Annotated in this window: 20 protein-coding genes; 14 read left to right on the forward strand and 6 right to left on the reverse strand. The window is 55.0% G+C overall.

Annotated features, from left to right (window positions below):
- Nucleotides 1–285: 285 nt before the first annotated feature.
- The 3 genes from Q9245_RS11840 (at nucleotide 286) to Q9245_RS11850 (ending at nucleotide 4720) form a co-directional block, all read left to right on the forward strand.
- Nucleotides 286–1845, forward strand: a complete 1560-nt coding sequence (locus tag Q9245_RS11840) for a fatty acyl-CoA reductase (protein ID WP_305897380.1) — start codon at nucleotides 286–288, stop codon at nucleotides 1843–1845.
- Nucleotides 1846–2061: 216 nt separating this feature from the next.
- Nucleotides 2062–4011, forward strand: coding sequence for an acetate--CoA ligase (acs, locus tag Q9245_RS11845; protein ID WP_305897381.1), 1950 nt, complete (start codon nucleotides 2062–2064; stop codon nucleotides 4009–4011).
- 43 nt (nucleotides 4012–4054) lie between these two features.
- Nucleotides 4055–4720: a response regulator transcription factor gene (locus Q9245_RS11850; protein WP_133006238.1), complete on the forward strand. Its 666-nt coding sequence runs from the start codon at nucleotides 4055–4057 to the stop codon at nucleotides 4718–4720.
- A gap of 53 nt (nucleotides 4721–4773) precedes the next feature.
- Here the strand turns inward: Q9245_RS11850 and Q9245_RS11855 are convergent, their stop codons facing one another.
- Nucleotides 4774–5751 carry a D-2-hydroxyacid dehydrogenase gene (locus Q9245_RS11855; RefSeq protein WP_305897382.1) on the reverse strand — a complete coding sequence of 326 codons (978 nt, stop codon included), beginning with the start codon at nucleotides 5749–5751 and terminating at the stop codon, nucleotides 4774–4776.
- A 158-nt stretch (nucleotides 5752–5909) separates the two neighbouring features.
- On the opposite strand from Q9245_RS11855, the gene Q9245_RS11860 reads away from it, so the two are divergent.
- Both Q9245_RS11860 and Q9245_RS11865 read left to right on the forward strand, forming a co-directional pair.
- Entirely contained in the window at nucleotides 5910–7136 is a 1227-nt protein-coding gene (locus tag Q9245_RS11860; RefSeq protein ID WP_305897383.1) for a pyridoxal phosphate-dependent aminotransferase, read from the forward strand.
- A 68-nt stretch (nucleotides 7137–7204) separates the two neighbouring features.
- Nucleotides 7205–7774 (forward strand): DUF1439 domain-containing protein, encoded by a 570-nt coding sequence (locus Q9245_RS11865; protein ID WP_371824814.1) that lies wholly within the window; start codon nucleotides 7205–7207, stop codon nucleotides 7772–7774.
- 88 nt (nucleotides 7775–7862) lie between these two features.
- On the opposite strand, the gene Q9245_RS11870 is transcribed toward Q9245_RS11865, so the two are convergent.
- Nucleotides 7863–9122: an aspartate aminotransferase family protein gene (locus Q9245_RS11870; RefSeq protein ID WP_305897384.1), complete on the reverse strand. Its 1260-nt coding sequence runs from the start codon at nucleotides 9120–9122 to the stop codon at nucleotides 7863–7865.
- Nucleotides 9123–9169: 47 nt separating this feature from the next.
- Nucleotides 9170–10324 carry an isocitrate/isopropylmalate dehydrogenase family protein gene (locus tag Q9245_RS11875; RefSeq protein WP_305897385.1) on the reverse strand — a complete coding sequence of 385 codons (1155 nt, stop codon included), beginning with the start codon at nucleotides 10322–10324 and terminating at the stop codon, nucleotides 9170–9172.
- A 187-nt stretch (nucleotides 10325–10511) separates the two neighbouring features.
- Here Q9245_RS11875 and Q9245_RS11880 point away from each other — a divergent pair, with 187 nt between their 5' ends.
- The gene (locus Q9245_RS11880) at nucleotides 10512–10868 is read left to right on the forward strand and encodes a hypothetical protein (protein WP_305897386.1); all 357 of its coding nucleotides are present in this window, start codon (nucleotides 10512–10514) and stop codon (nucleotides 10866–10868) included.
- On the opposite strand, the gene Q9245_RS11885 is transcribed toward Q9245_RS11880, so the two are convergent.
- Nucleotides 10865–11764, reverse strand: a complete 900-nt coding sequence (locus tag Q9245_RS11885) for a LysR family transcriptional regulator (RefSeq protein WP_305897387.1) — start codon at nucleotides 11762–11764, stop codon at nucleotides 10865–10867. The genes Q9245_RS11880 and Q9245_RS11885 overlap by 4 nt on opposite strands.
- 150 nt (nucleotides 11765–11914) lie before the next feature.
- Between Q9245_RS11885 and Q9245_RS11890 the strand changes: the two genes are divergently transcribed.
- From Q9245_RS11890 to Q9245_RS11915, 6 genes are all read left to right on the forward strand, one after another.
- Nucleotides 11915–13126, forward strand: coding sequence for an acyl-CoA dehydrogenase family protein (locus Q9245_RS11890; protein WP_305897388.1), 1212 nt, complete (start codon nucleotides 11915–11917; stop codon nucleotides 13124–13126).
- A 203-nt stretch (nucleotides 13127–13329) separates the two neighbouring features.
- Entirely contained in the window at nucleotides 13330–14151 is an 822-nt protein-coding gene (locus Q9245_RS11895; RefSeq protein ID WP_305897389.1) for an SDR family oxidoreductase, read from the forward strand.
- A 37-nt stretch (nucleotides 14152–14188) separates the two neighbouring features.
- The gene (locus tag Q9245_RS11900; protein WP_305897390.1) at nucleotides 14189–15253 is read left to right on the forward strand and encodes a phosphotransferase family protein; all 1065 of its coding nucleotides are present in this window, start codon (nucleotides 14189–14191) and stop codon (nucleotides 15251–15253) included.
- Entirely contained in the window at nucleotides 15253–15942 is a 690-nt protein-coding gene (locus tag Q9245_RS11905; RefSeq protein ID WP_305897391.1) for a histidine phosphatase family protein, read from the forward strand. Before Q9245_RS11900 ends, Q9245_RS11905 begins: the two co-directional genes overlap by 1 nt.
- 15 nt (nucleotides 15943–15957) lie before the next feature.
- Nucleotides 15958–16728: an SDR family oxidoreductase gene (locus tag Q9245_RS11910; protein WP_305897392.1), complete on the forward strand. Its 771-nt coding sequence runs from the start codon at nucleotides 15958–15960 to the stop codon at nucleotides 16726–16728.
- 243 nt (nucleotides 16729–16971) lie between these two features.
- Nucleotides 16972–18381: a DUF4397 domain-containing protein gene (locus Q9245_RS11915; protein ID WP_305897393.1), complete on the forward strand. Its 1410-nt coding sequence runs from the start codon at nucleotides 16972–16974 to the stop codon at nucleotides 18379–18381.
- 72 nt (nucleotides 18382–18453) lie between these two features.
- Here the strand turns inward: Q9245_RS11915 and dacB are convergent, their stop codons facing one another.
- Nucleotides 18454–20022 (reverse strand): D-alanyl-D-alanine carboxypeptidase/D-alanyl-D-alanine-endopeptidase, encoded by a 1569-nt coding sequence (dacB, locus tag Q9245_RS11920; RefSeq protein ID WP_305897394.1) that lies wholly within the window; start codon nucleotides 20020–20022, stop codon nucleotides 18454–18456.
- Nucleotides 20023–20272: 250 nt separating this feature from the next.
- Between dacB and Q9245_RS11925 the strand changes: the two genes are divergently transcribed.
- Nucleotides 20273–21043, forward strand: coding sequence for a glutathione S-transferase N-terminal domain-containing protein (locus Q9245_RS11925; RefSeq protein WP_305897395.1), 771 nt, complete (start codon nucleotides 20273–20275; stop codon nucleotides 21041–21043).
- A gap of 90 nt (nucleotides 21044–21133) precedes the next feature.
- Entirely contained in the window at nucleotides 21134–21547 is a 414-nt protein-coding gene (locus Q9245_RS11930; protein WP_305897396.1) for a GFA family protein, read from the forward strand.
- A gap of 179 nt (nucleotides 21548–21726) precedes the next feature.
- Here Q9245_RS11930 and Q9245_RS11935 read toward each other — a convergent pair whose 3' ends face one another.
- Complete coding sequence (locus Q9245_RS11935; protein WP_305897397.1) at nucleotides 21727–22182, reverse strand: YaiI/YqxD family protein; 456 nt, start codon at nucleotides 22180–22182, stop codon at nucleotides 21727–21729.
- Nucleotides 22183–22288 lie beyond the last annotated feature (106 nt).

Here is a 22288-nt window from a genome sequence, read left to right on the forward strand (position 1 = left end):
AGATGTTCATTCTTGTTAGGGTTCGAGCTTAGACAAGATCATCGGATTATTGAATGCTTAGTACGATCTATTTAAGTGGTTTGTTAGCAGGAATGTGATGTGATTGGTTTTTCTACAGATCAGGCGGCAGTTTCGAAAGCCGGGAACTGAAATGGGGAATGGTTTGTGTGTTAAGTATGCAGTTGGTCACCTACTTGTCATACTGGGTGTGCAAACATTGAGCGACAATAACAGCAAGGCAATGCCCGGCCCGTTAGCCGGGAACGCTTGATCCGGTATGCGGACATGAGACACGGAGGGCAGGAAATGGCGAGCGAGCAGGCATCGGCTGGTACGGCGACTTCTCAGGTATTGAAGCGGCTAAAAGGTAAACGAGTGCTGATTACAGGGACGTCTGGCTTTTTAGGCAAAGTGGTTTTGGAAAAGCTTATCAGGGCTGTGCCCGAAATCGGCGGCGTGTATCTGTTGATTCGGGGTAACCGAAAATACGCGGATGCCCGCAGTCGGTTTATTGAAGAGATTGCGACCTCGTCGGTATTCGACAGCGTGCGTGAAAGCGATCCTGAGTCGTTCGAATCGTTCCTCGCGGACAAGGTTCAGTGCATCACCGGTGAGGTCACCGAGCCTGAGTTCGGGATCGGGCAGGAGGCGTTTCAGAAGCTGGCGGGAAACCTGGATGCGGTAATCAACTCTGCGGCCAGTGTGAACTTTCAGGAAGCGCTTGACCAAGCGTTGAAGATCAACACCTTATGCCTGGACAACGTCGCCGCGCTGGCGCGGTTGAATCCAAAGCTGGCGGTGTTGCAGGTATCGACCTGCTACGTGAATGGAATGAACAGTGGGCAGGTAGCTGAAGCGGTCATTCAGCCGGCCAAAAAGCCGATACCACGATCAGAGCATGGCTATTATGAGGTTGAAGCTCTGATCAGAACGCTCCAGGACAAAATTGAGCACGAGCGCAGCCGCTATGAGGGAAGAGTTTTGGAAAAGCGGTTGGTCGAGCTGGGATTGCGGGAGGCTCGCCGCTACGGCTGGAGTGACACCTATACCTTCACCAAGTGGCTGGGTGAGCAGCTTTTGCTTAAGGCGCTCCAGGGCCGGAGTTTGACTATCGTTCGACCTTCGATCATTGAAAGTGCGCTTGAGGAACCGGCGGCCGGCTGGATTGAGGGAGTCAAAGTGGCCGATGCGATTATTCTGGCCTACGCCCGTGAAAAAGTGTCGTTGTTCCCCGGCAACCGCTCAGGGGTCATCGACGTCATTCCCGTGGATCTGGTGGCCAATGCGATAATCCTCGCACTGGCTGAGGCTTTGGCCGAGCCGGAGGCACACAGGATTTACCAGTGCAGCAGTGGCAGCTCGAACCCGATCACCATCGGCGAATTCATTGATCATTTAATGGCCGAAGCGAAAGCGAACTACGCGGCCTACGATCATCTCTTCTACCGAAAGCCGTCGAAGCCGTTTGTGGCGGTGAACCGAACCCTGTTTGATCTGGTGGTGAGTGGTGTCCGTTTGCCTCTCAGTTTGAGCAATGGCGTTCTCAGGCGGCTGGGTAGCCGTTCCGATCTGAAGTGGCTGCGAAACCTGGATACCACTCAATCGCTGGCCACGATCTTCGGGTTTTACACCGCTCCGGACTACATTTTCTGCAATGACCAATTGCTTGCGTTGGCGAAGCGCACCGGTGAGATTGACCAAAGCCTGTTTCCGGTCGATGCCCGCGCCATTGATTGGGAACTGTACCTTCGGAAAATCCATCTGGCAGGACTCAATCGATACGCTTTGAAACCGCGAAAAACCAAACGCGTGAAGACGAGGCAGCAGACCCAGCGCGCGGCGTGAATGACCTTGAATGATGAAGGGTTCCTCGAAAAGTGATTTCCCCCTCTTTTCGTAGGCTGGACGTTCGTCCTATTTATTTTGGACGTTCGTCTAATTCATTGTGTAGTGATTCACGTGTTGAACTACGTGTAACCATATTTTTGAACGCGGCCCTGCGTTCTACCCGCCTTGAAAAGACATTCGATAAAGATAACAACTCTGAGCAAGGGGAAGACGATGACAGATAAAAAGGTGTATCCGGTTCAGCCCGATATCGCGAAAGCTGCATTGGTGACGGCGGAGCAATACGAACAGATGTATCGCCAGTCCGTTGAAAACCCGAACGAATTTTGGGGCGAACATGGCAAGCGTATTGACTGGATCAAGCCGTTTACCAAGGTAAAAAACAGCACTTACGATTACGATAACCTGTCTATTAAATGGTTCGAAGATGGTGTTTTGAACGCTTCGGCCAACTGTCTCGATCGACACCTTGCCGAACGCGGTGACCAGACTGCGATTATTTTTGAAGGTGACGACCCTTCCGTTTCACGCAATGTGACCTACCGCGAGCTGCACGAACAGGTGTGTAAGTTTGCCAACGTGCTGAAAGATCAAGGCGTCAAGAAGGGGGATGTGGTTACCATCTACATGCCGATGATCGTCGAAACGGCCGTTGCAATGCTGGCCTGTGCCCGCATTGGTGCGATTCACTCGGTCGTTTTCGGTGGTTTCTCTCCGGAAGCGGTCGCCGCGCGAATTGTTAACGGTAAGTCCCGCTTTGTTGTTACAGCGGATGAAGGCCTGCGCGGTGGCCGGGCCATTCCTCTGAAGAAGAATGTTGACGCAGCACTCAAGCACGAGAGTGAAGCCAAGGTTGATTGTGTGATCGTGGTTAAGCGCACGGGTAACGATCAGGTGCCGTGGACCGAAGGCAGAGACGTTTGTTACGAAGACTTGATGGCGAATGCCTCGGCCGAATGCGAGCCGGAACCGATGAATGCGGAAGACCCGCTGTTCATGCTGTACACCTCCGGCTCCACCGGTGCGCCCAAAGGTGTGTTACACACCACGGGTGGCTACATGGTGTACGCTTCAATGACCCATCAGTATGTGTTTGATTATCATGATGGCGATGTTTACTGGTGTACCGCTGATTTTGGTTGGGTAACCGGCCACAGCTATATCCTTTACGGTCCTTTGGCCAACGGTGCGATCACCCTGCTGTTCGAAGGTGTGCCCAACTATCCTGACAGTTCCCGGATGGGGCAGGTCGTGGATAAGCATAAGGTTAATATTCTGTACACCGCGCCCACCGCGATTCGTGCGCTGATGGCCGAAGGTGCATCCTGCATGGATGGCACAACCCGCGACAGCCTGCGCGTGCTCGGCTCGGTTGGCGAACCGATCAACCCGGAGGCCTGGGAGTGGTACCACCGTGTGATAGGCAACAGCAAATGCCCGATTGTTGATACCTGGTGGCAAACTGAAACCGGCGGCATTCTGATTGCGCCCTTGCCGGGCGCGGTGGACCTGAAGCCGGGTTCGGCCACGCGGCCTTTCTTCGGTGTTCAGCCCGCATTGGTCGATAATGACGGTAATCTGCTGGACGGTGCCACCGAGGGCAACCTGGTGATTCTGGATAGCTGGCCCGGACAGATGCGCACGATTTACGGGGATCACGAACGCTTTATCCAGACCTATTTCAGTACCTACAAGGGTATGTACTTCACCGGGGACGGCGCACGCCGCGATGAAGATGGCGACTACTGGATCACCGGTCGTGTTGATGACGTGTTGAACGTGTCTGGCCACCGCTTGGGTACTGCCGAAGTTGAAAGTGCTTTGGTTGCCCATGCTAAAGTGGCAGAGGCAGCCGTGGTGGGGTATCCCCATGAAATTAAAGGCCAGGGTATCTATGTGTACGTTACCCTGATGCAGGGTGAAGAGCCGTCAGATGAGTTGAAGAAAGAACTGGTTCAGTGGGTTCGAAAGGAAATTGGGCCGATTGCATCCCCGGATGTGATTCAGTGGGCGCCAGGCCTTCCGAAAACAAGATCCGGCAAGATTATGCGCAGAATATTGCGTAAGATTGCAGCCAATGAACACGATCAGCTGGGGGATACCTCCACGCTGGCCGATCCAAGCGTAGTGGATGAACTGATTGGCAGCCGGGCGTCGAATTAATCGCCCGTGTTTGCCAGCCTATAACCTGTGAGGAATGTGTGGAATGACACAAACAATTATCGTCGCTGATGACCATCCTTTGTTTCGAGCAGCCTTGAAACAGGCGGTCAACCAAGCGGTGCCGGATGCCAATACAGTCGAGGTGGACAGCATCAAGGCATTACAGGCGGCGGTAGAGGCCAACCCCGATGCTGACCTGATTTTGCTGGACCTGAACATGCCGGGTGCACATGGTTATTCGGGTTTGGTGTTCATGCGAGGCCAGTATCCGGGCTTGCCTGTGGTGGTTGTGTCAGGTTCCGAAGACTTACAGGTTATGCGCCGCTCTGTGGACTATGGTGCCTCCGGCTTCATCCCGAAAAGCGCGCCTCTGCCGACCATCACGGAAGGTATTCAGGCGGTTTTGGAAGGCGATGTGTGGTTGCCGGACGGCGTGGCCGACAAGATCGAGCGGATGCAATCCGAACCCACGGACTTTTCGGAGCGTCTGGCCTCTCTGACGCCCCAGCAGTTCCGTGTTTTGGGCATGTTGGCTGAAGGACTGCTGAACAAACAGATTGCTTACGATCTGGATGTATCGGAAGCCACCATCAAGGCCCATATCACAGCGGTCTTCCGTAAGTTGGGTGTGCGCAACCGGACCCAAGCAGTCATCGCCATTCAGCAAATGGAGCTTGACCCTTCCGAGCAGTCGCTTTCGGGCGGTTGATGGTCGGGCTTTTAGGTACGGATAAGAAACGGGAGCCTGATGGCTCCCGTTTTTTAGCCCGCGTATCCCAGCTTTTTGTTCACCAGATTGAAGACTTCTTCGCCCTGGGACCATCGTTTGAAATTGTCGAGAAACTGCTCGGTCAGCGCCCGATTCCAGCCAATGAAATCGCCCGCCATGTGCGCGGTCATAATGACATTTTCCCGCGCCCACAAGGGGTGATCTGCCGGTAGGGGCTCTTCTTCAAAGACATCAAGGGCCGCTCCGGCAATTTCTCTATCATCCAATGCTTTGATCAACGCCTCGGTATTCACGATGGGGCCGCGCCCGATGTTGACCAGCCGGGACGAGTTTTTCATCGCGGCAAATGCTTTTGCATCAAACAGCCCTTCGGTCTGCGGGGTCAGCGGGGCGGCGATCACCACAAAGTCAGCCTGTTCGAGTTGTTCATACAGCGCCTCATTGCTGTGTACCGCATCGAAATCCGGGTCGGAGTCCCGGGCCGTTCTGGCAATTCCGTGGGGGTGCATACCAATCGCTCTGACCAGACGGCCGATTTGACGGCCGATAGAACCGGCGCCCACCACAAGGACTTGCTTGCCCTCAGCGCGCTCCGTGTCCCGGTGTTTCCACTGGCGTTGGGATTGAAGCCTGAGCGATTCGGGGAAGTCTTTGGCAAACATCAAAATGGTGCACAACACATATTCGGCAATGGTGCGGTCAAAAATGCCTCGGGCGTTGGTCACGGTTACGTTGCTGTCGATCAGGGCAGGGAACATCAGGGCATCGACACCGGCACTGGTGGCATGAATCCATTGCAGGCGATCGGCCGCGGGCCAGGCTGCCTCAAGCGCTTCGGTGCGGAAGTCCGTTACCATCATCACATCGGTGCCGGGCAGGGTATCTCGCAGAGATTGCTCATCGCAGGCGAAGCGGACTTCCGCCTGATCTTTCAGAGGTTCAATGCCCGGCGGCGTGGGATCGTCCGGGGCGGTTAGCACGGTAACAACCGGTTTTCGGGACTCTGTCATGTCAGCTCCAGAAGGGGTTGGCAGTCTGTTCATCGATGATTACACAGTCTGGTTGTCAGCAAGGCTGTGGTCAAATCGGCCGCTATACTTGTACCCCCGGGGCTTCGTGCTACGCTCGAGGTAAGCCTTTATTCCCCCCGACGTGCAAGGAGGTGGACATGCCGGAGCCATTGAACAAGCGTGTGGAGCAGGCGACGTCTCGTAAGATGAAGTACCGGAAAGCGAAGGCCAGCTGGAATCCCGCCATGCAGGCCATTCCTGTGTCCGGCATTCGCAAACTTGTGAATATGGCCTCTACCATGAAAGATGTTATTCATCTTTCAATCGGGCAGCCCGATCAACCCACGCCACCGCATATCATAGAGGCATACGTTGACGCGCTGAATGCCGGTCAGACCGGCTATACGATGGACGCTGGCCTACCGGAACTACTGGTGGCTTTGCGCGATTATTACGGCAAACGCTACAATCGAAAGCTGACCCGGGACAATATTCTGATCACCAGTGGAGCGACCGAGGCCCTGTACCTGGCGATTTCGGCCACCTCGGCACCGGGCAGGCAGTTTCTCGTTACCGACCCCTCGTTTCTGCTTTACGCACCGCTGATCCGGATGACGGGCGGGGAAGTGAAGTACATCCCGACGTACGCTGAAAACAACCATCAGCTCGATCCTGATGATGTCATCAAAGCCATGGGGTCCCGCACCTTTGCGCTGGTTCTGAATAACCCCAACAACCCCACCGGAGCGGTATACCCGCGCAGTACGGTCGAGACCATTCTGGAGGAGTGTGCGTACCGGGGCATTCAGGTCTATGCCGATGAAGTCTATGACCATATGCTGTTTGATGACGAAGATTTCGCCAGCGTGCTCAGTTGTGCGGTCGATCTCGACAACATCATGTGCATCAGCAGTTTCTCGAAAACCTACAGCATGGCGGGTCTGCGAGTCGGTTGGGTGATTTCGAGCCAGGCCGCCATCAAATCGTTGCGGCGCTACCACATGTTTACCACGTCGGTGGCGAACACTCCGGCCCAGTTTGCCGGCGTGGCTGCGCTCTCTGCAGAGCAGCATTGCGTTCAGGATATGGTGGGTATTTATCGCGAGCGTCGGGACAATATCGTCAATTTGATCGATCGCACGCCGCACCTGACAGGGTACAAGCCCGGCGGTGCGTTCTATGCCTTTCCCAATTTACCGCCCCATGTAGACGGCTCGGATGTGGCTTTGCGGATGCTGAAAGAAACCGGCGTCTGTGTGGTGCCGGGAGACGCCTTCGGTGACCACTGCACCAACGCGCTTCGATTCAGTTTTTCGCTCAGTTGCGAACGGATGAACGAAGCCTTCGACCGGATTATTCCCTGGATGGCGAAACAGAAGTTCTGATACAGGACTGTAAGTTGTCAGCTCCCGGGAGATCCCGCACTATAGGAGTCTTCCGAGGAGACTGACGAATGAATAACATGCTTAAACCGATTGTGCGCTTAGCGCTGATGTTTGCCATCGTTCTGGCAAGTGGGTGTGCCAGTTTTTCCCCGTACTCCATTACTGAAGGTGAAGTGGAGCAGCATTTGAAGAACGCGGTGGCCAAATACGATCGAGAACAGCTTCAAAGTGGCTCCCCCCTGAGCCTGAGTTTGACGGATGCCGACATCACATTAGGTCCTGATGGCCGGGATGTCGCGGTGATTGATTTGAAAGGACAGGTTGCCCTGAATGCGCTTCTGGCCAAACTTCCGGTTGATCTTGCCCTGAAAGTAGAAGGCGCGCCGGTGTATGACAGCCAGGAGAAAGCGGTCTACATACGTCGCCTGCAACTCCTGGAGAGTTCGATTGATTCACCGTTCTTCAAAGGCGATCTTGGCCCGGTGACTGACTCTGTCATGAGGGTGGTGGCCCAAATGCTGGAAACCATGCCGGTGTACCGATTGGATGAAACAAACACTGCCCAGCGCCTGTTAGGGGTGGTGCCGATGGACATCCGGGTTGCCCGTGGGCGATTGGAGCTGGTGATGGCGGAGTAAGCCCCAGCTTTCAGCATGAACTGCCAGACGAAAAAGGCCGGGTGAACGTGTGTCATCCGGCCTTCTTGTTCGTGCAGGGAAAACACGATCACGCAGTTGCTTTCAGTGCTTCCTCAAAAATGCGGGTAGCTTCGTCAACCTGCTCCTGATTGACGATCAGTGGCGGTAGCCAGCGCACGATTTCCTGATAGGGACCACAGCGCAACATCAGCAAGCCGCGCTTCTCACACTCCTTGAGAAGGCTGCCCGCCCGTTCTCCGTCCGGGCAATCGCCGCGGCGCATTTCTACGCCCAGCATCAGCCCCATGCCCCGGATGTCTGCCATGTCCGGGTAATCTTTCTTCAGCGATTCCAGGTTGCTGCGCAAGCGTTGCCCCATCCGCTCGGCATTGTCTACAAGCCCCTCTTCCCGGATGACATCAATGGTGGCAATGGCGGCCGCTGCTGAAACCGCATTGCCGCCATAGGTGCCGCCCTGAGAGCCCGGCCAGCCTTTGGTCATGGTTTCCTCCGAGGCTGCTAACGCGGAAATGGGGAAACCGCTGGCCAGGCCTTTCGCGATCAGAATGGCATCGGGTGTGACGCCAAAGTGATCGTGGGCCCAAAACTTGCCGCTGCGGCCGAAGCCGGCTTGCACTTCATCAAACACCAGCATAATGCCGTGTTTGTCGCAGCGTTCTCTCAGTCCTTGAATGAACCGGGTGTTCGCCGGAACGTAACCGCCTTCCCCCTGAACGGGTTCAATGAACATGGCGGCCGTTTCTTTGGGTGCCGAATAAGTCACGAAAATCCGGTCCAGCTCACGCAAACAAAAATCGGTGGCTTCCTCTTCGCTCCAGCCATAATGAAATGCATGGGGGAAGGGAGCCACAACAACGCCGCTCATCATTGGGCTGACGCCGGCCCGCAAACCGACACTCGAGGTTGTGAGGGAGAGAGAACCCATGGTGCGGCCGTGAAAACCACCGTGAAATACGATGATGTTGGGACGCTCCGTCGCCTGGCGCACCAGACGAATGGCGCCTTCTACGGCCTCGGTTCCGGCATTGGAAAAAAAGAAAGCATTCAGGGGATCCGGTGTAAGTTCTCCCAGTTTTTCGGCAAGCTCTGGCAGACGAGGGTTCATGACAGTAGTCGCTTGGGCATGGACCATGGTTGCCACCTGTTTTTGCGCCGCCTCGACCACCTTGGGGTGGCAGTGGCCGGTGCTGGTCACACCGATACCCGACGTGAAATCCAGATAACGACGGCCTTCCGGATCAATAATGTAAGCACCTTCGCCTTTGGCGGCAGTGACACCTGTGGCTTGTTTCAACAAAGGGGACAGCTTGCCCTTGTGGTCGGTCATTGATTACCTCCCGGAATGAATTTTCATGCGTATCAGCAACTTGGTGGTTACGGGGCCAATCGTTTGCAGATGGCGTCTCCGATTTCCTGTGTGTTGCGCTGTTCATTGCCCGAATCGGCAAGATCAGCGGCCACGGCCTCAAACAGTTCTTTACCGGCGGCCGCGAGCTTGGTGTCTTTTTGCCCCAGCCATTCCAGCATGCGTGCGGTGGTGAACAGCATGGCGGTGGGATCGGCGATCCCCTTACCGGCAATGTCCGGGGCACTGCCATGTGTCGGCTCGAACATCGATGGCATCTCGAGGTTGGTGGGGTTCAGGTTGCAAGACGGAGCGACGCCCATACCGCCGGATAGCACAGCGGCCAGATCGGTGAGAATGTCACCCTGCAAATTGCTGGCAACCACAACGTCAAAGGCCCAGGGGCACTGGACGAATTTCATACAAGCTGCATCGACAAGTTCGTGATGGGTGGCGACATCGGGGTACTCTTTGCTGACCGCCTCGAAGACTTCGGTATACAGATCACCCCAGTGCCTCAGTGCATTGCGTTTGGTGATCACGCAAACCTGGCTTGCGCAGTTGCGACCATCGAGCGTTTTGAAGGTGCGGGCACTGCCGCTTTGCGAACGTTCGGTCGCGCGTTTTCTGGCTTGTTCGAAGCCGTAACGGATAATTCGTTCCGTCGCGCGACGGGTAAAGACTTCCATTTGCGTCGCAACTTCGTCGGCGGTCCCCTGACGTAAGCGGCCACCCTGACTGACGTACTCGCCTTCGCTGTTTTCCCGGATCACCAGCATGTCGATATCTTTGGCCCGCTCGTCTTTCAGGTATTGGCGAGCGCCGGGCAGAAGACGGGCCGGGCGCTCGCACACCCATTGGTCAAAGCCTTTGCGCATTTCAAGAAGCGGCGAAAGGGAAGCGCTGTCTGACAGTAAATAGCGGTCAGGGTCATTGAGCGGGCCGGGGTCGCCCAGTGCGCCCAGCAAAATGGCATCGTAGGCTTTGAGCTGCGCCAGTGCATCGGCGGGCCAGCTTTCTCCGTACTCTTCGTGCCAGGCATGCGACGGCCACGGAAAGCGGGTCCACTCCAAAGCCAATTGATGTTTTGTGCGCAGCGTTTCCAGGCAGTGAACGGCTGCAGAAACAACTTCCGGGCCAATGCCATCGCCGGGGGTAACGGCGATACGGGTGGTTTGGGTCATTCCCGAACCTCCTGAACGGTGTAGGGTAAGCGGATTCAACAACCCCAGTGTAGCCCTGACGCGACTATATGCCAGTTCTCGGAAGCAAGGAAATCAAGGCTCTGTTGTGCCTTGTGACGGATGATGGTTATAGTGGCTGAACGATTGGCTCAGGCCTCTATTAATCTCCCGAAAACAGGATCTTCAAGTGCTCTATCGGATTGTCACGCTTATTGGTGCACTCGTCTTTGTGGCTGCGTTGTTTGGATTGATCTGGTTCTTCTGCAAGAAGTTCCTTGAGCATCACGGTGTGAAGGATCAGGTATCAGAGCGAGCCACCGCACTGGCTACCTGGACCTTTGCCGGCATTGCCATCGGCCTGGTGTTTGCTGTGGTCGGAGCTTTTGTTCTCGGGCCTTGGGCGTTCTATCGCACGCTGCTGGGCCATAACGTGAACGTCTCCAGTGGCGCAGCGATTTGGTGGGGCTTTGGAATAGTCGCGGTGTCGTTAGCCATAACCGCAGCCAGCTTTATGGGCTTTTTGATGCTGGTGGGAGCCTACTAGCTTTCCTGAAGATCGCGCAGTAAAGCCCGGAACCACACCAGCGCAGGCTCCTGTTCGTAGGCTTTGTGCCAGTACAAATGCACGTCGATCGACGGCATTTCGCCAGGAGGGGCCATGACGTCAACCTCTGCGCGCTCGGCAATAATCTTGGCGTAAGTTTCCGGCATGGTTAACAGCAAGTCTGAAGCTTCAACAACGCGGCAAGCCGCATAGTAATGCTGGCAGCGCAAGCGGATATCCCGCTGCGCGCCCTGGCGAGACAGCGCGAAATCTTCCAAGCCGGGACCTTCGCTCCGGGACGAAACCAGAACGTGCTTGGCATCCAGATAGGATGCCATGGTCAGCCCTTTCTCAAGCACCGGGTGCTTTTTGCGGGCCAATACCACAAGTCTGTCTTGCCGCAGTAACTCGTGACTGGTCTGGTTGCTGACGGGCAGCAAAACATCAATGGCAAAATCCAGCTTGCCTGCCGCTAACTGGCTTTCCATTTCCCGTCTGGCCACCCGTTGGCTGGAAATTTCCATATCAGGGTAGGGCGCCAAACGATTCATCAGTTCCGGTAGAAACGTCGATTCCAGAACGTCTCGTAATCCCAGCGCATAGGTTTTCCGCTGACTGGCGGGATCAAAGGCATGAAACTGATTGACCGCACTTTGCACCTGGTTCAGGCCGGGCCGCATGGATTCCAGAAAACGCCGAGCCAACGGGGTGGGCACCATTTGATTGCCCTGACGGGTAAACAGAGGGTCATCAAAGTGCTCTCGCAACCGGGCGAGTGAATGGCTCACCGCAGGCTGAGTCAGGTGCAGAGCCTTGGCCGCACGGGTCAGGCTGCCTTCCCGGTAAATCGTGTCGAACACGTGCAGAAGGTTCAGGTCGAGTCGATTCAGGGCCATGGTGGATATCCGGTTTCAGAATAAGTATGGGTAATGATAAACGATAAGAACAATTCAGTCGCGTAATAGCGCATTGCCTCCTAGACTGTTTGCCATCTGATCGAAAGTGCGCCCTGGAATATGGGGCCGGTAAGCGCGAGGAGCTGCAGCATGGATTTCAATATTTCCGAGAAAGGCCAAGATTATCTGAAGCGTGTGAAAGCGTTCATGCGTGACGAAATCTACCCGATTGAAGAGCAATACCATAAAGAACTGGCCGCTCAGGAGAACCGCTGGGTTGTTCTTCCGATCATCAAAGAGCTGAAAGAAAAAGCCAAGGCCCAGGGCCTGTGGAACATGTTCTTCCCGGATGAAAAGCATGGCTGTGGCTTGCTGAACTCTGACTATGCCCTGATTGCCGAAGAAACCGGCCGCAGCTTTATTGCTCCAGAAATCTTCAACTGCAACGCACCCGACACCGGCAATATGGAAGTGCTGATCCACTACGGCTCAGAAAAACAGAAAGCAGAGTGGTTGCCTCAATTGATGAGTGGTGAAGCCCGCTCCGCGTTCTTTATGACTGAACCGGCGGTTGCCTCTTCCGATGCAACCAACATGGAAGCGACTGCGGTGGTTGAGGGCGATGAAGTGGTTCTCAATGGGCGCAAGTGGTGGAGTACGGGGGTTGGTCATCCCGACTGCAAAGTGGGCATTTTCATGGCGGTCACCGATCCTGACGCTCATAAACATCGCCGTCATTCTATGGTGCTGGTGCCTATGGATACCTCGGGCATCACCATTGAGCGCATGCTGCCGGTTTTTGGGGCTTACGATGAGCCTTATGGTCATGGTCAGGTCTTGTTCGAAAACGTCCGTTTGCCGAAAAGCGCGATCATCGCCGGCCCGGGCCGTGGATTCGAAATTGCCCAAGGTCGTTTGGGGCCGGGCCGGGTACACCACTGCATGCGCGCAATCGGCGCTGCCGAGCGTACGCTGGAATTGATGGTTAAGCGTTCCATGAGCCGTGAAGCCTTCGGCCGCCCGCTGGCGAAACTCGGTGGCAACCCGGATGTGATTGCGAATGCCCGGATGAACATCGAGCAGGCGCGGTTGTTGACCCTGAAGTGTGCCTGGGCGTTGGATACCAAGGGTATTCTTGGTGCCTTGCAGGAAGTGTCGATGATCAAGGCGGTGGTGCCTGCGATGTTGCAGCAGATTGTGGATGATGCGATTCAGATGCACGGTGGCGGTGGCGTCAGCGATGACGATTTCCCGCTGACCGCGCTGTTTGCTTATGCTCGGGTTTTGCGATTGGCTGATGGTCCTGACGAGGTGCATCGGGCGATGGTGGCTCGCCTTGAGCTTCGTAAATATAAGTCTTGAGATTTGGGAGTATGGGGTCTTCTTTACTGAAAGATTTGGGAGTTGGTGCCGGATAGAGCTTTCCAAAAATTTCGTAGGCCATGGATGGCCGGAGAGAAGCGCACATGGATGTGCTCGTAGCGGTTTTTGGAAAGCTCTATCCGGCACCAGCTCTTACTCGAACGAAGATAATAAACTCCATACCAAAACGGAGAAAAACACGAATGACACAACGAGTATTCATAACCGGCGGAGCCAGTGGCTTGGGCCGGGCGATTGCATTGCGGTACGCGAAAGAAGGTGCCAAGGTCTGCATTGGCGACATAAACCCGGAGCAGGGCATCGCGGTTGAGAAAGAACTGAACAACGCCGGTGGCGAAGGTTACTTCGTTGAGTGCGATGTTCGCCGCCTGAGCGATTTCGAGAAAGTCCGGGATGATCTGGTGGAAAAGTGGGGCGGTGTCGATGTTGTGGTCAACAATGCTGGCGTAGCCTCCGCAGGGGCGATTGAAGACACCACCATTGGCGACTGGGAATGGATACTCGACATCAACGTACTGGGTGTTGTGCGGGGCTGTAAGGCGTTCACGCCGCTGTTCAAAGAACAGAAGTCTGGCACGTTTGTGAACATCGCCTCTATGGCCGGGCTGATGCTGGCGCCATTGATGAACAGCTACAACGTTTCCAAAGCGGGCGTGATTGCGCTGTCCGAAACCCTGAGCCAGGAACTACGGGATTCCGGAATACACGTAAGCTGCGTATGCCCGGCGTTTTTCCAGACCAATCTCACTAATGGAATGCGCTCGGATATTCCGGGCATACAGCAGAACGTTAACAAACTGATGAAACGTTCCAGCATCACCGCCGACGATGTTGCGGACGATATCTTCCGCAGCGTGAAAGACAAAGATTTCTGGGTGCTGCCGCACGTTAAAGAGCGCCGTATGTGGATACTCAAGCGCCATGCCCCGAAAGCGTTTGACTGGCTAATGCACCAGGAAACCAAACGCTGGATGAGTAAGATGGGAAGCAAAAGCAACGCCTGAGTGGCCAAGCTAGCCACAGGATCACAGGAGAGAATGAATGACACAGATTGATCAGGCCGTAGCCATTCGGGAAGGCGAAGAGCTGGATATTCAGGTAGTTGAGCAGTTCATGAAGCAGGCCATTCCCGGTTTGGAAGGCCAGCCCACCATCAAGCAATACCCGGGTGGGGCATCGAACCTGACCTATCAAGTGGACTACGGTGACCAGTCCTACGTACTGCGTCGGCCGCCGTTTGGAAAGATCGCCAAATCTGCTCACGACATGCTGCGCGAAGCGCGGGTGATGGAAGCGTTGAAGCCGGTTTATCCCTACGTGCCGAACATTGTCGCCATCTGTGACGATCATAGCGTACTGGGTTGCGATTTTTATGTGATGGAGCGGCTGAAAGGCATCATATTGCGTCAGGATTTCCCCAGTGACCTTGAGCTCAGCGAGGCGGATACCCGCAAGCTGTGCTTGAACGTGATCGACAAACTGGTTGATCTTCACACCGTTGATGCGAAAGCCGCTGGCTTGGATACGCTCGGCAAGGGTGCCGGATACGTTCAGCGCCAGATTGGTGGATGGAGCGACCGGTTCCGCAAGGCTCGCACCGAAGACGTTGGCGACTTCGAGGCCGTGATGAGCTGGCTGAACGACAAAATGCCCGACGACATTGCCCAAGTGGTTATCCACAATGACTACCGCTTCGACAACGTGGTGTTGAACCCCGACAACCCGTTTGAGGTGATCGGTGTATTGGACTGGGAAATGGCCACCATTGGCGACCCGTTGATGGATTTGGGTAATACGTTGGCCTATTGGATTGAGGCCGATGATGAAGGCCCGTTCCAGATGCTGCGCCGCCAGCCCACCCACCAGCCGGGCATGCTGACCCGTAAGGAAGTGGTGGAGTACTACATGGAAAAATCCGGGTTCCGGGCCGATAACTTTGATTTCTATGAAATCTACGGCTTGTTCCGGTTGGCGGTGATTGTTCAGCAGATTTATTACCGCTTCTACAACGGCCAGACCAAAGACAAGCGTTTTGCGGCCTTCGGCCATGCCGCTAATTATCTCGAAAAGCGGTGTTTGCGCCTGATCAGCGAGAGCCGTCTGTAATGGCAACGATTTATCTGGTGCGACACGGCCAGGCAAGTTTTGGCAAGGAAAATTACGATCAGCTTTCCAAGCGCGGTTGGGAGCAAGGTAAAGTGCTGGGTCGGTGGCTGGCGGGCAAGGTAGCGCCGGGAGCCATTTTCGGTGGCAATCTCAAGCGTCACCGGGAAACCGTAGAAGCACTGGCGACCGGTTATGGCGCAACCCTTCCAGACATGCAGGTACTCGAAGGCTTGAACGAGTTTGATCATGTCGAGGTTGTAGAGCGCCTGCGCCCGGAATGGGCTGACAAGCAGGCAATGGCGCGGGATTTGGCGAGTTTCCCCAAGCCGGCCCGGGCGTTTCAGATGGCTTTTGAAAAGGCCGTCGAACGCTGGGTGAGCGGCGAGTTCGATAACGAGTACGCCGAAACCTGGCAAAACTTTAAGCAGCGGGTAAACCAAGCGCTGGATCAGCTGATCGAGGTAGCCGATGGCGCGGATGTGGTGGTTTCCACCTCGGGTGGGCCGATTGCCGTGATCGCTCAAAATTTGCTGGAGCTGTCCGACCGAAAAACGCTGGAAGTAAACAGCGTGATTGCCAACACCAGCGTATCCCGAATTCTGTATTCCGGTGCCCGGCGCAGCCTGGCCGTATTTAACAACTATAGCCACCTCGAAGCGGAAAACCCCGCTTTGGTGACCTTCCGATAAGAGTGAGGAACAACTATGAGCAACGCGAACCTGTTTGATCTGACTGGCAAAGTCGCTTTAGTAACCGGCGCCAGCCGTGGCATCGGCGAAAGTATTGCCCGTACTTTGGCCACCTACGGTGCCCACGTGATTGTCAGCAGCCGTAAAATTGATGATTGTGAAACCGTTGCCAGCAGCATTCGCGAAGCGGGTGGCAGTGCCGAAGCCGTTGCTTGCCACATTGGTGAGATGGACCAGATCGAAACCACGTGGGAACACATCGCCAAGGCCCACGGTAAACTGGATATTCTGGTGAATAACGCGGCGGCCAACCCGTACTTTGGCCCGGTCGAAGACACCGATCTAGGTGCTTTCCAGAAAACGGTGGACGTGAACATTCGTGGTTATTTCTTCATGTGCGCCCGCGGTGCGCAGCTGATGAAGAAAAATGGCGGTGGCTCTATCGTTAACGTAGCGTCTGTGAACGGTGTGAATCCGGGGCATTTTCAGGGCATTTACTCCGTCACCAAGGCTGCCGTGATCTCGATGACCAAATCGTTCGCCATGGAGTTGGGGCAGCAGAATGTGCGGGTTAACGCCTTATTGCCCGGCTTGACGGACACCAAATTCGCCAGTGCCTTGACCACCAACGAAGCCATCAAGAAGCAAGCCATGGCCCACATCCCCATGAAGCGCGTGGCCGATCCTGACGAAATGGCGGGTACCGTTCTGTATCTGGTATCGAATGCGTCCAGCTACACCACAGGTGCGTGCATCAATGCGGACGGCGGTTATCTGACCGTCTAAGTGGGGTGTTGTAGTGAAAAGGCCGGAAGGGTGATCACCCTTCCGGCCTTTTTCGTTTTAGATAAACGACTGGAGTACCCTGAAATCACTATTATTTAAAATGTAAAATAATGTAAGTCCGTTCTCTTGCCCTCGCCGTAATTAGCTTTAACGCATGACTCATGGATTGAATCAGTGTCGGTTTGCGATTGCTTTAAGTCTTAAGCCTTAAGCTCCTTCCTATTGATGCGAGGAAAACTGATCATGAGAAATATCGCCGTCCTACCCGTTATTCTAGCGGGATTATTGATGCTTGCTGGCTGCTCGGATGGGTCTTCGGGTAGCTCCGAACGAACGAGCGTACCTCTTACGGATATCCGGGTGCTGCATGCGGTATCCGATGCGCCTTCTGTAAGCGTAAACTTCAATGGTGAAACTCTGGTCATGGATGCCAGTTTCAAACAAGCGGCAGCAATTACTCCGGAGAGTGGGGATTATTCGGTGGAAGTGAATGCCCAGCTCCCGGACGACGATGAATCGACGGTCAGTTCCGTTGGGAACACCCGGTTCGATGCTGGAGCCCGTTATGACGTCATTGCGACGGGGTTGGTTTCAGAGAGCATTTCACCTTTGATTCTCACCGATAGTGGCGAGCGTGAAAGTGAAAATTCCGCGCGTCTTCGGGTGGTGCATCTTTCACCGGCTGCCGAGGACGCTGCCACGGAAGTATCGGTCTACCTCACCGCGGATGGCGCGGCGCTGCCATCTGAGCCGGATTTCAGTCTCGCTTTGAGAGAAACGGTCGGCCCTTTGGAACTTGCGGCAGGGACCTATCAGATTCGTGTAACCCCGAAGGACAGCACTAATGTTGTTTATGACAGCGGCCCCATCGATTTGCCTGCGGCCTCCGATTTGCTGATCGCCGCGATCGACAACACTGTTAAAGGGGATTCCCCTATCAGTCTGTTAGTCGTCGATGGTAGTGAATCGTCGGAAATACTAGACAAGGATTCCGGTGCGGGATTTCGTGCTGTGCATAATTCTTCGGCGCCTACGCCCAACGTGGATATTTATCTGAATGTCGATCCGAACGCCAGTCCTGCGGTGGGTGGGGTGTCCTATACCCAAACGGTGCCGGGTGCCGCAACCACCGGGAATTACGTCGAAGTGGCGGTTGGCGATACCCGGATCGCAGTGACGCCTGAGCTGGCCATCTCGCCCATTGCCATTGATGCGACACTGACGTTGGCTAACGGTGACCTTAGAACGGTGATCGCGGCGGGTGAGCTGGCGAGCGGTCTGGATGTGCTGGTATTTGCCGACGATAATCGCCGAATAGCGACCGAAGCGAAGCTCAGAATCCTGCACGGTGCAGTCGAGGCCCAGGTTGTTGACGTATTTCTGGTGCCGGCAGCCAGTGCGGGCAGCAATCAGGGCGATGCAGAACCTGTGCTGAACGATTTCGAGTACGGTGAGTCATCAGGCTATCTGAGTGTCTCGGAAGGGGATTATGTGGTGTTTATCACCTCCGCCGATGGGGCGTCAGTGTTGTTCAAGTCTGGCACCATTCGTCTGTTGGCAAATGGGGTGTATACGGCGGTTGCCCGACTAGCGACATTGGCAGAAACGGGCGTTGCGGGACTGACCTTGCTGGATGACTTTGTGACGCCGTAATCACTTGGCGTCGGTGGCCTGAGCCGCCCCGGTCAGCGGGGCGGCTTACGTTATGAGTCGCAGACTGGAGAGTTACTGAATAGAGGACGACTGGCTGGTAACCGGCGATTGGGACAGCGACGTGCCTACAGGCGGCCGGTAATGCAATGAATGCAGAACTCGATCAAGTACCGCCCCACCATTCCAGGCCGGATCATTGTTCACCATGCCGACCACGGCCCACGTGGTATTGTTATTGTCTCTGGCAAAACCGGCAATTGAGCGAACATCCTGCAGGTAACCGGTTTTGATGCGACCTTCGCCTCTTAGCCCCGTGTTCCTCAGTCTGCGTGCCATCGTGCCGTCCATCGCGATGATCGGCATAGAAGTCATCAGATCCGATGCGTAACGACTGTTCCATGCGTGCAGCAGAATCTGCGCGCCTTGCCGTGCAGAAATACGGCCATGGCGGGTAAGACCGGCACCGTTGTCGATCACCATGCCATTGGTGTTGATGCCTTTTTCTTCAAGCCATTCGTAGATGGCGCGAATGCCCGCTACGCGATCGTCCAGCTCATCTTCTTTCCGTAGCTCAGCACCGATGGTAAGCAGCATTTGTCGAGCCATTACGTTGCTGCTCCATTTATTGATATCCCGCACCATGGTGACCAAATCGGGTGACGTGGTCCGCATCACCAGGTGGGCGTTTTCAGGTGTCTCTTCAAACCGGTTGCCACCATGAACCACAACACCCAGTTCGGAGAACAAGGTGCGGATCGTGGAAGCGGAGTAACGATCCTGAGGGAGCAGCGACATATAACTCGTGGCCCGGCACCCTTGTGGCAATTCACCGGTTACCTTTACCGTTACTTTCTGGTCGCCGTGAAATACCGGTTGCCACTTAAAGTTTCGTCGGGAAGGGCAAGGGCCCTCAGCTACTGCGGTTATCCGGTTATCAATCGTGACTTCGGGTAAGTTCGGCGTTGCCCAGGCCTGGGTGCCGCGTTCGTCTGCTCTCACCTGAAGATGCACCAGGTTGAAGTTGGTTAGATAGCCGGAGGGTTCCACCAGAAATGGCGCGTGTGGATTGTTACCGTTGTCATGAAAGACCGGAAGCCCGCCATCGATCTGGAAATAGCTGTCATCCAGAACAAGGTCGCCTGTGATCTGACGAATGCCCATGTCTTTGAGTTCGCGCAGTGTGCTCCACAGGCGCTCAAGGTTCAGTTTCGGGTCTCCACCAAAACGAACGTACAGGTCGCCTTCCAGGGTGTCACCAACCATGTTGCCATCGGTAAGAAAATCAGTATTCCAGTGATGAGTAGGCCCTAAGAGTTCCAGTGCTGCATAGGTAGTCACCAGCTTCATGATAGAGCCTGGGCTCATGAGTTGGTCAGCGTTTACATACTGCTCGATGCCCGGGCCGTTTAGCGGGATGGCGGCGACACTTAGCGAGTCTTCGTTGTTCAGGGATTTCTCGGCATAGGCTCGGATTTCCGAGGCCCAGAGCCGGGTGTTGGCGTAGGTATCTGTGGTGCTGCTACCTTGTGCCAGAGCCGGACCGGCCAACGTGCCGAGCACGGTCAGCGCTGCCAACAGGTTTTTGGGGGAGGATAGTGTCCTCTGCAGGCGAGTCTTAGCCTGTGAATGCCGCCGCTGCATACCTTGAACTCGTGAGTAGTGTTTTTTCTAACCATAGCTTATTCCATCTATTTCTACTATGTAGAAACATTACACGTGACGTTAAAAAATGACGTTATGTGTATTGTTTCTGAAGGTTTTTGTTGGGCGCTCCGGCAAGTTTTTGTGAATCAGTGAGTTACGGGGAACCAACGGATGGCCTCTGGGGCCAATGGTTCCGGAGTCAATTGTGTGAGAATGGCTGAAATCTTCTTGTTTAAGGTCATTTACCATGCTTCGATCCATCAAACATTCCATTAACGTGCTGGAGTCTGTTGCAACGTCGTCCTTCGCTGGCTGGCGGGGATGCCTGGTTGTGAAGCCGGCTGTTCAGCCGGAAAAGCCGTTGGTTTTATACGATATTGAAGCCTGCCCATACTGCCGAAAGGTGCGTGAAGTGTTCACCGCGCTCCATCTGGATGTGGATATACGGCCATGCCCGAAAGGTGGCCAGATATTTCGGGGTGAGGCCGAGACGCTGGGCGGAAAGCAGCAGTTCCCGTTGTTGGTGGATCCGAATACAGAGCAGGTTATGTACGAATCTGCACAGATCGTCGAGTACCTGTTCCGTCAATACGGTGGCCGGCCGGTGCCGGGGTATTACGAGGAGAAAGCGGGGCAATTTATATGGGGGGCGGCAGGGTCTGCGAGCAGCGAGCTTAGAGGCATGCGAGTAGAGCGTGCCAAGCGGCCGGAGCAGAGTTTGCACCTGTGGAGCTTCGAAGGTAGCCCGTTCTCGCGTCTGGTTCGAGAAAAACTCTGCGAATTCGAGCTTCCATATACCCTGCACAATTTAGGTAAAGAGCACTGGACCGAGGCCGGTCCCGCATTTCAGCGGATCAAGCCGGGCCCGTACAAGCCTGCTCCGGGCGGTAAACGGGATGCATTCTTCCAACAACACGGTCGGGTTCAGGTGCCGTATCTGGAAGACCCGAACACCGGTGTGAAGTTATTTGAGTCCAAGCAGATTCTGGATTACCTGGATAACGAATACGCATTGTAAGCGCATAGATTAATCTGGCGTCGGGCTAGTAATTCAGCCCTGAGCCGGTATGATCTGCGCCGGTTATTTCAGATGGTGCGGGAGAAGGTGATGTATACAGGTCGGTGCTTGTGTGGCGATGTTCGGTTCGAATATGAAGGTGCCCTTGGCCCGATTTCTCTGTGCCATTGCAGACAATGCCGCCGGGCTCATGGCAGCGCCTTCTCGGCCAGTGCGCCGGTTCAGAAAGTGCGTTTTCGTTATGTGACGGGCGAAGAGCTGGTGACCGAGTACGAGTCCCGTCCGGGCAAATATCGCGCTTTCTGCAGCCGTTGCGGCAGCCACCTGTACAGCCGGCTGGATGCTATTTCAGGCATTCTTCGCCTGCGCATCGGTGTGATCAATGAGCCTATTTCGACCAAGCCGGCTCGGCATATCTATGTTGGGTCGAAAGCGGAGTGGTTTGATATTACTGACGCGCTTCCGCAGTTCGACAAAACAGAACGCACCAACGACCCATTCTGAGACTGCTTTTCTGGAGGCGATTGACTTGCTCTCACAAATGATATTGATTATCATTTGTGAGTTGGCTTGAGCATTGTCGAGGAGGCAGTATGCAGCAGGAAGCATTAGAAGGGATTAAACTGGCTGCCTGTGCCGTAGCATTGGCCGTGTTCGCCGCAGCGCTAATGGCGCTCATCTGATCAGTTTTTTCGAGTATTCTTCTGCAGCCATCGATCCAGCTGATTGGCAAACTCTTTGCGGTCAGCCTGGCCGAATGGTGCCGGCCCACCAGTGACCTGTCCCGCATTCCGCATTTCTTCCATAAAGTTCCGCATCGCCAAGCGCTGGCGAATATTTTCTTTCGTAAAGGCCTGTCCCCGTGGGTTAAACACGGTTGCCCCTTTTTCGATGGCTTCCGCCGCCAGTGGGATATCCTGGGTGATGACCAGATCGCCTTTTGTCATCTGATCCATAATCTCGTTATCGGCAACGTCGAAACCCTGAGGCACCTGACGGCGGCTGATAAACGGGCTTGGTGGCAGCGTAATCACATGGTTCGCAATGAACGTGGTCTGAACCTTCCAGCGGATGGCTGCGCGGCAGATGATTTCCCTGATAGGGACGGGGCAGGCGTCGGCGTCAACCCAGATCGGCATGTCGGTTTCCTTGCGTTCGTTGGCTTACGGGGCAGTTTACCTGTTATGGCTTCGTCTGTGAGAACAACTTTTCGAGTGGTGTTATAATCCTGATCTCATTTAATTA

Origin of the sequence: Marinobacter sp. MDS2 (assembly GCF_030718085.1) — a bacterium.
In the GTDB taxonomy this organism is placed as follows: Bacteria; Pseudomonadota; Gammaproteobacteria; order Pseudomonadales; family Oleiphilaceae; genus Marinobacter.

Bases quoted from the DNA above. Each gene is read 5' to 3' on its own strand.
- Q9245_RS11840 (WP_305897380.1), top strand. From the start codon at position 286: ATGAGACACGGAGGGCAGGAAATGGCGAGCGAGCAGGCATCGGCTGGT.
- Q9245_RS11890 (WP_305897388.1), top strand. From the start codon at position 11,915: ATGGATTTCAATATTTCCGAGAAAGGCCAAGATTATCTGAAGCGTGTG.
- Q9245_RS11875 (WP_305897385.1), bottom strand. From the start codon at position 10,324: ATGACCCAAACCACCCGTATCGCCGTTACCCCCGGCGATGGCATTGGC.
- Q9245_RS11910 (WP_305897392.1), top strand. From the start codon at position 15,958: ATGAGCAACGCGAACCTGTTTGATCTGACTGGCAAAGTCGCTTTAGTA.
- Q9245_RS11915 (WP_305897393.1), top strand. From the start codon at position 16,972: ATGAGAAATATCGCCGTCCTACCCGTTATTCTAGCGGGATTATTGATG.
- Q9245_RS11850 (WP_133006238.1), top strand. From the start codon at position 4,055: ATGACACAAACAATTATCGTCGCTGATGACCATCCTTTGTTTCGAGCA.
- Q9245_RS11930 (WP_305897396.1), top strand. From the start codon at position 21,134: ATGTATACAGGTCGGTGCTTGTGTGGCGATGTTCGGTTCGAATATGAA.
- Q9245_RS11900 (WP_305897390.1), top strand. From the start codon at position 14,189: ATGACACAGATTGATCAGGCCGTAGCCATTCGGGAAGGCGAAGAGCTG.
- Q9245_RS11885 (WP_305897387.1), bottom strand. From the start codon at position 11,764: ATGGCCCTGAATCGACTCGACCTGAACCTTCTGCACGTGTTCGACACG.
- Q9245_RS11865 (WP_371824814.1), top strand. From the start codon at position 7,205: ATGAATAACATGCTTAAACCGATTGTGCGCTTAGCGCTGATGTTTGCC.
- dacB (WP_305897394.1), bottom strand. From the start codon at position 20,022: ATGCAGCGGCGGCATTCACAGGCTAAGACTCGCCTGCAGAGGACACTA.
- Q9245_RS11860 (WP_305897383.1), top strand. From the start codon at position 5,910: ATGCCGGAGCCATTGAACAAGCGTGTGGAGCAGGCGACGTCTCGTAAG.
- Q9245_RS11935 (WP_305897397.1), bottom strand. From the start codon at position 22,182: ATGCCGATCTGGGTTGACGCCGACGCCTGCCCCGTCCCTATCAGGGAA.
- Q9245_RS11905 (WP_305897391.1), top strand. From the start codon at position 15,253: ATGGCAACGATTTATCTGGTGCGACACGGCCAGGCAAGTTTTGGCAAG.
- acs (WP_305897381.1), top strand. From the start codon at position 2,062: ATGACAGATAAAAAGGTGTATCCGGTTCAGCCCGATATCGCGAAAGCT.
- Q9245_RS11870 (WP_305897384.1), bottom strand. From the start codon at position 9,122: ATGACCGACCACAAGGGCAAGCTGTCCCCTTTGTTGAAACAAGCCACA.
- Q9245_RS11895 (WP_305897389.1), top strand. From the start codon at position 13,330: ATGACACAACGAGTATTCATAACCGGCGGAGCCAGTGGCTTGGGCCGG.
- Q9245_RS11855 (WP_305897382.1), bottom strand. From the start codon at position 5,751: ATGACAGAGTCCCGAAAACCGGTTGTTACCGTGCTAACCGCCCCGGAC.
- Q9245_RS11925 (WP_305897395.1), top strand. From the start codon at position 20,273: ATGCTTCGATCCATCAAACATTCCATTAACGTGCTGGAGTCTGTTGCA.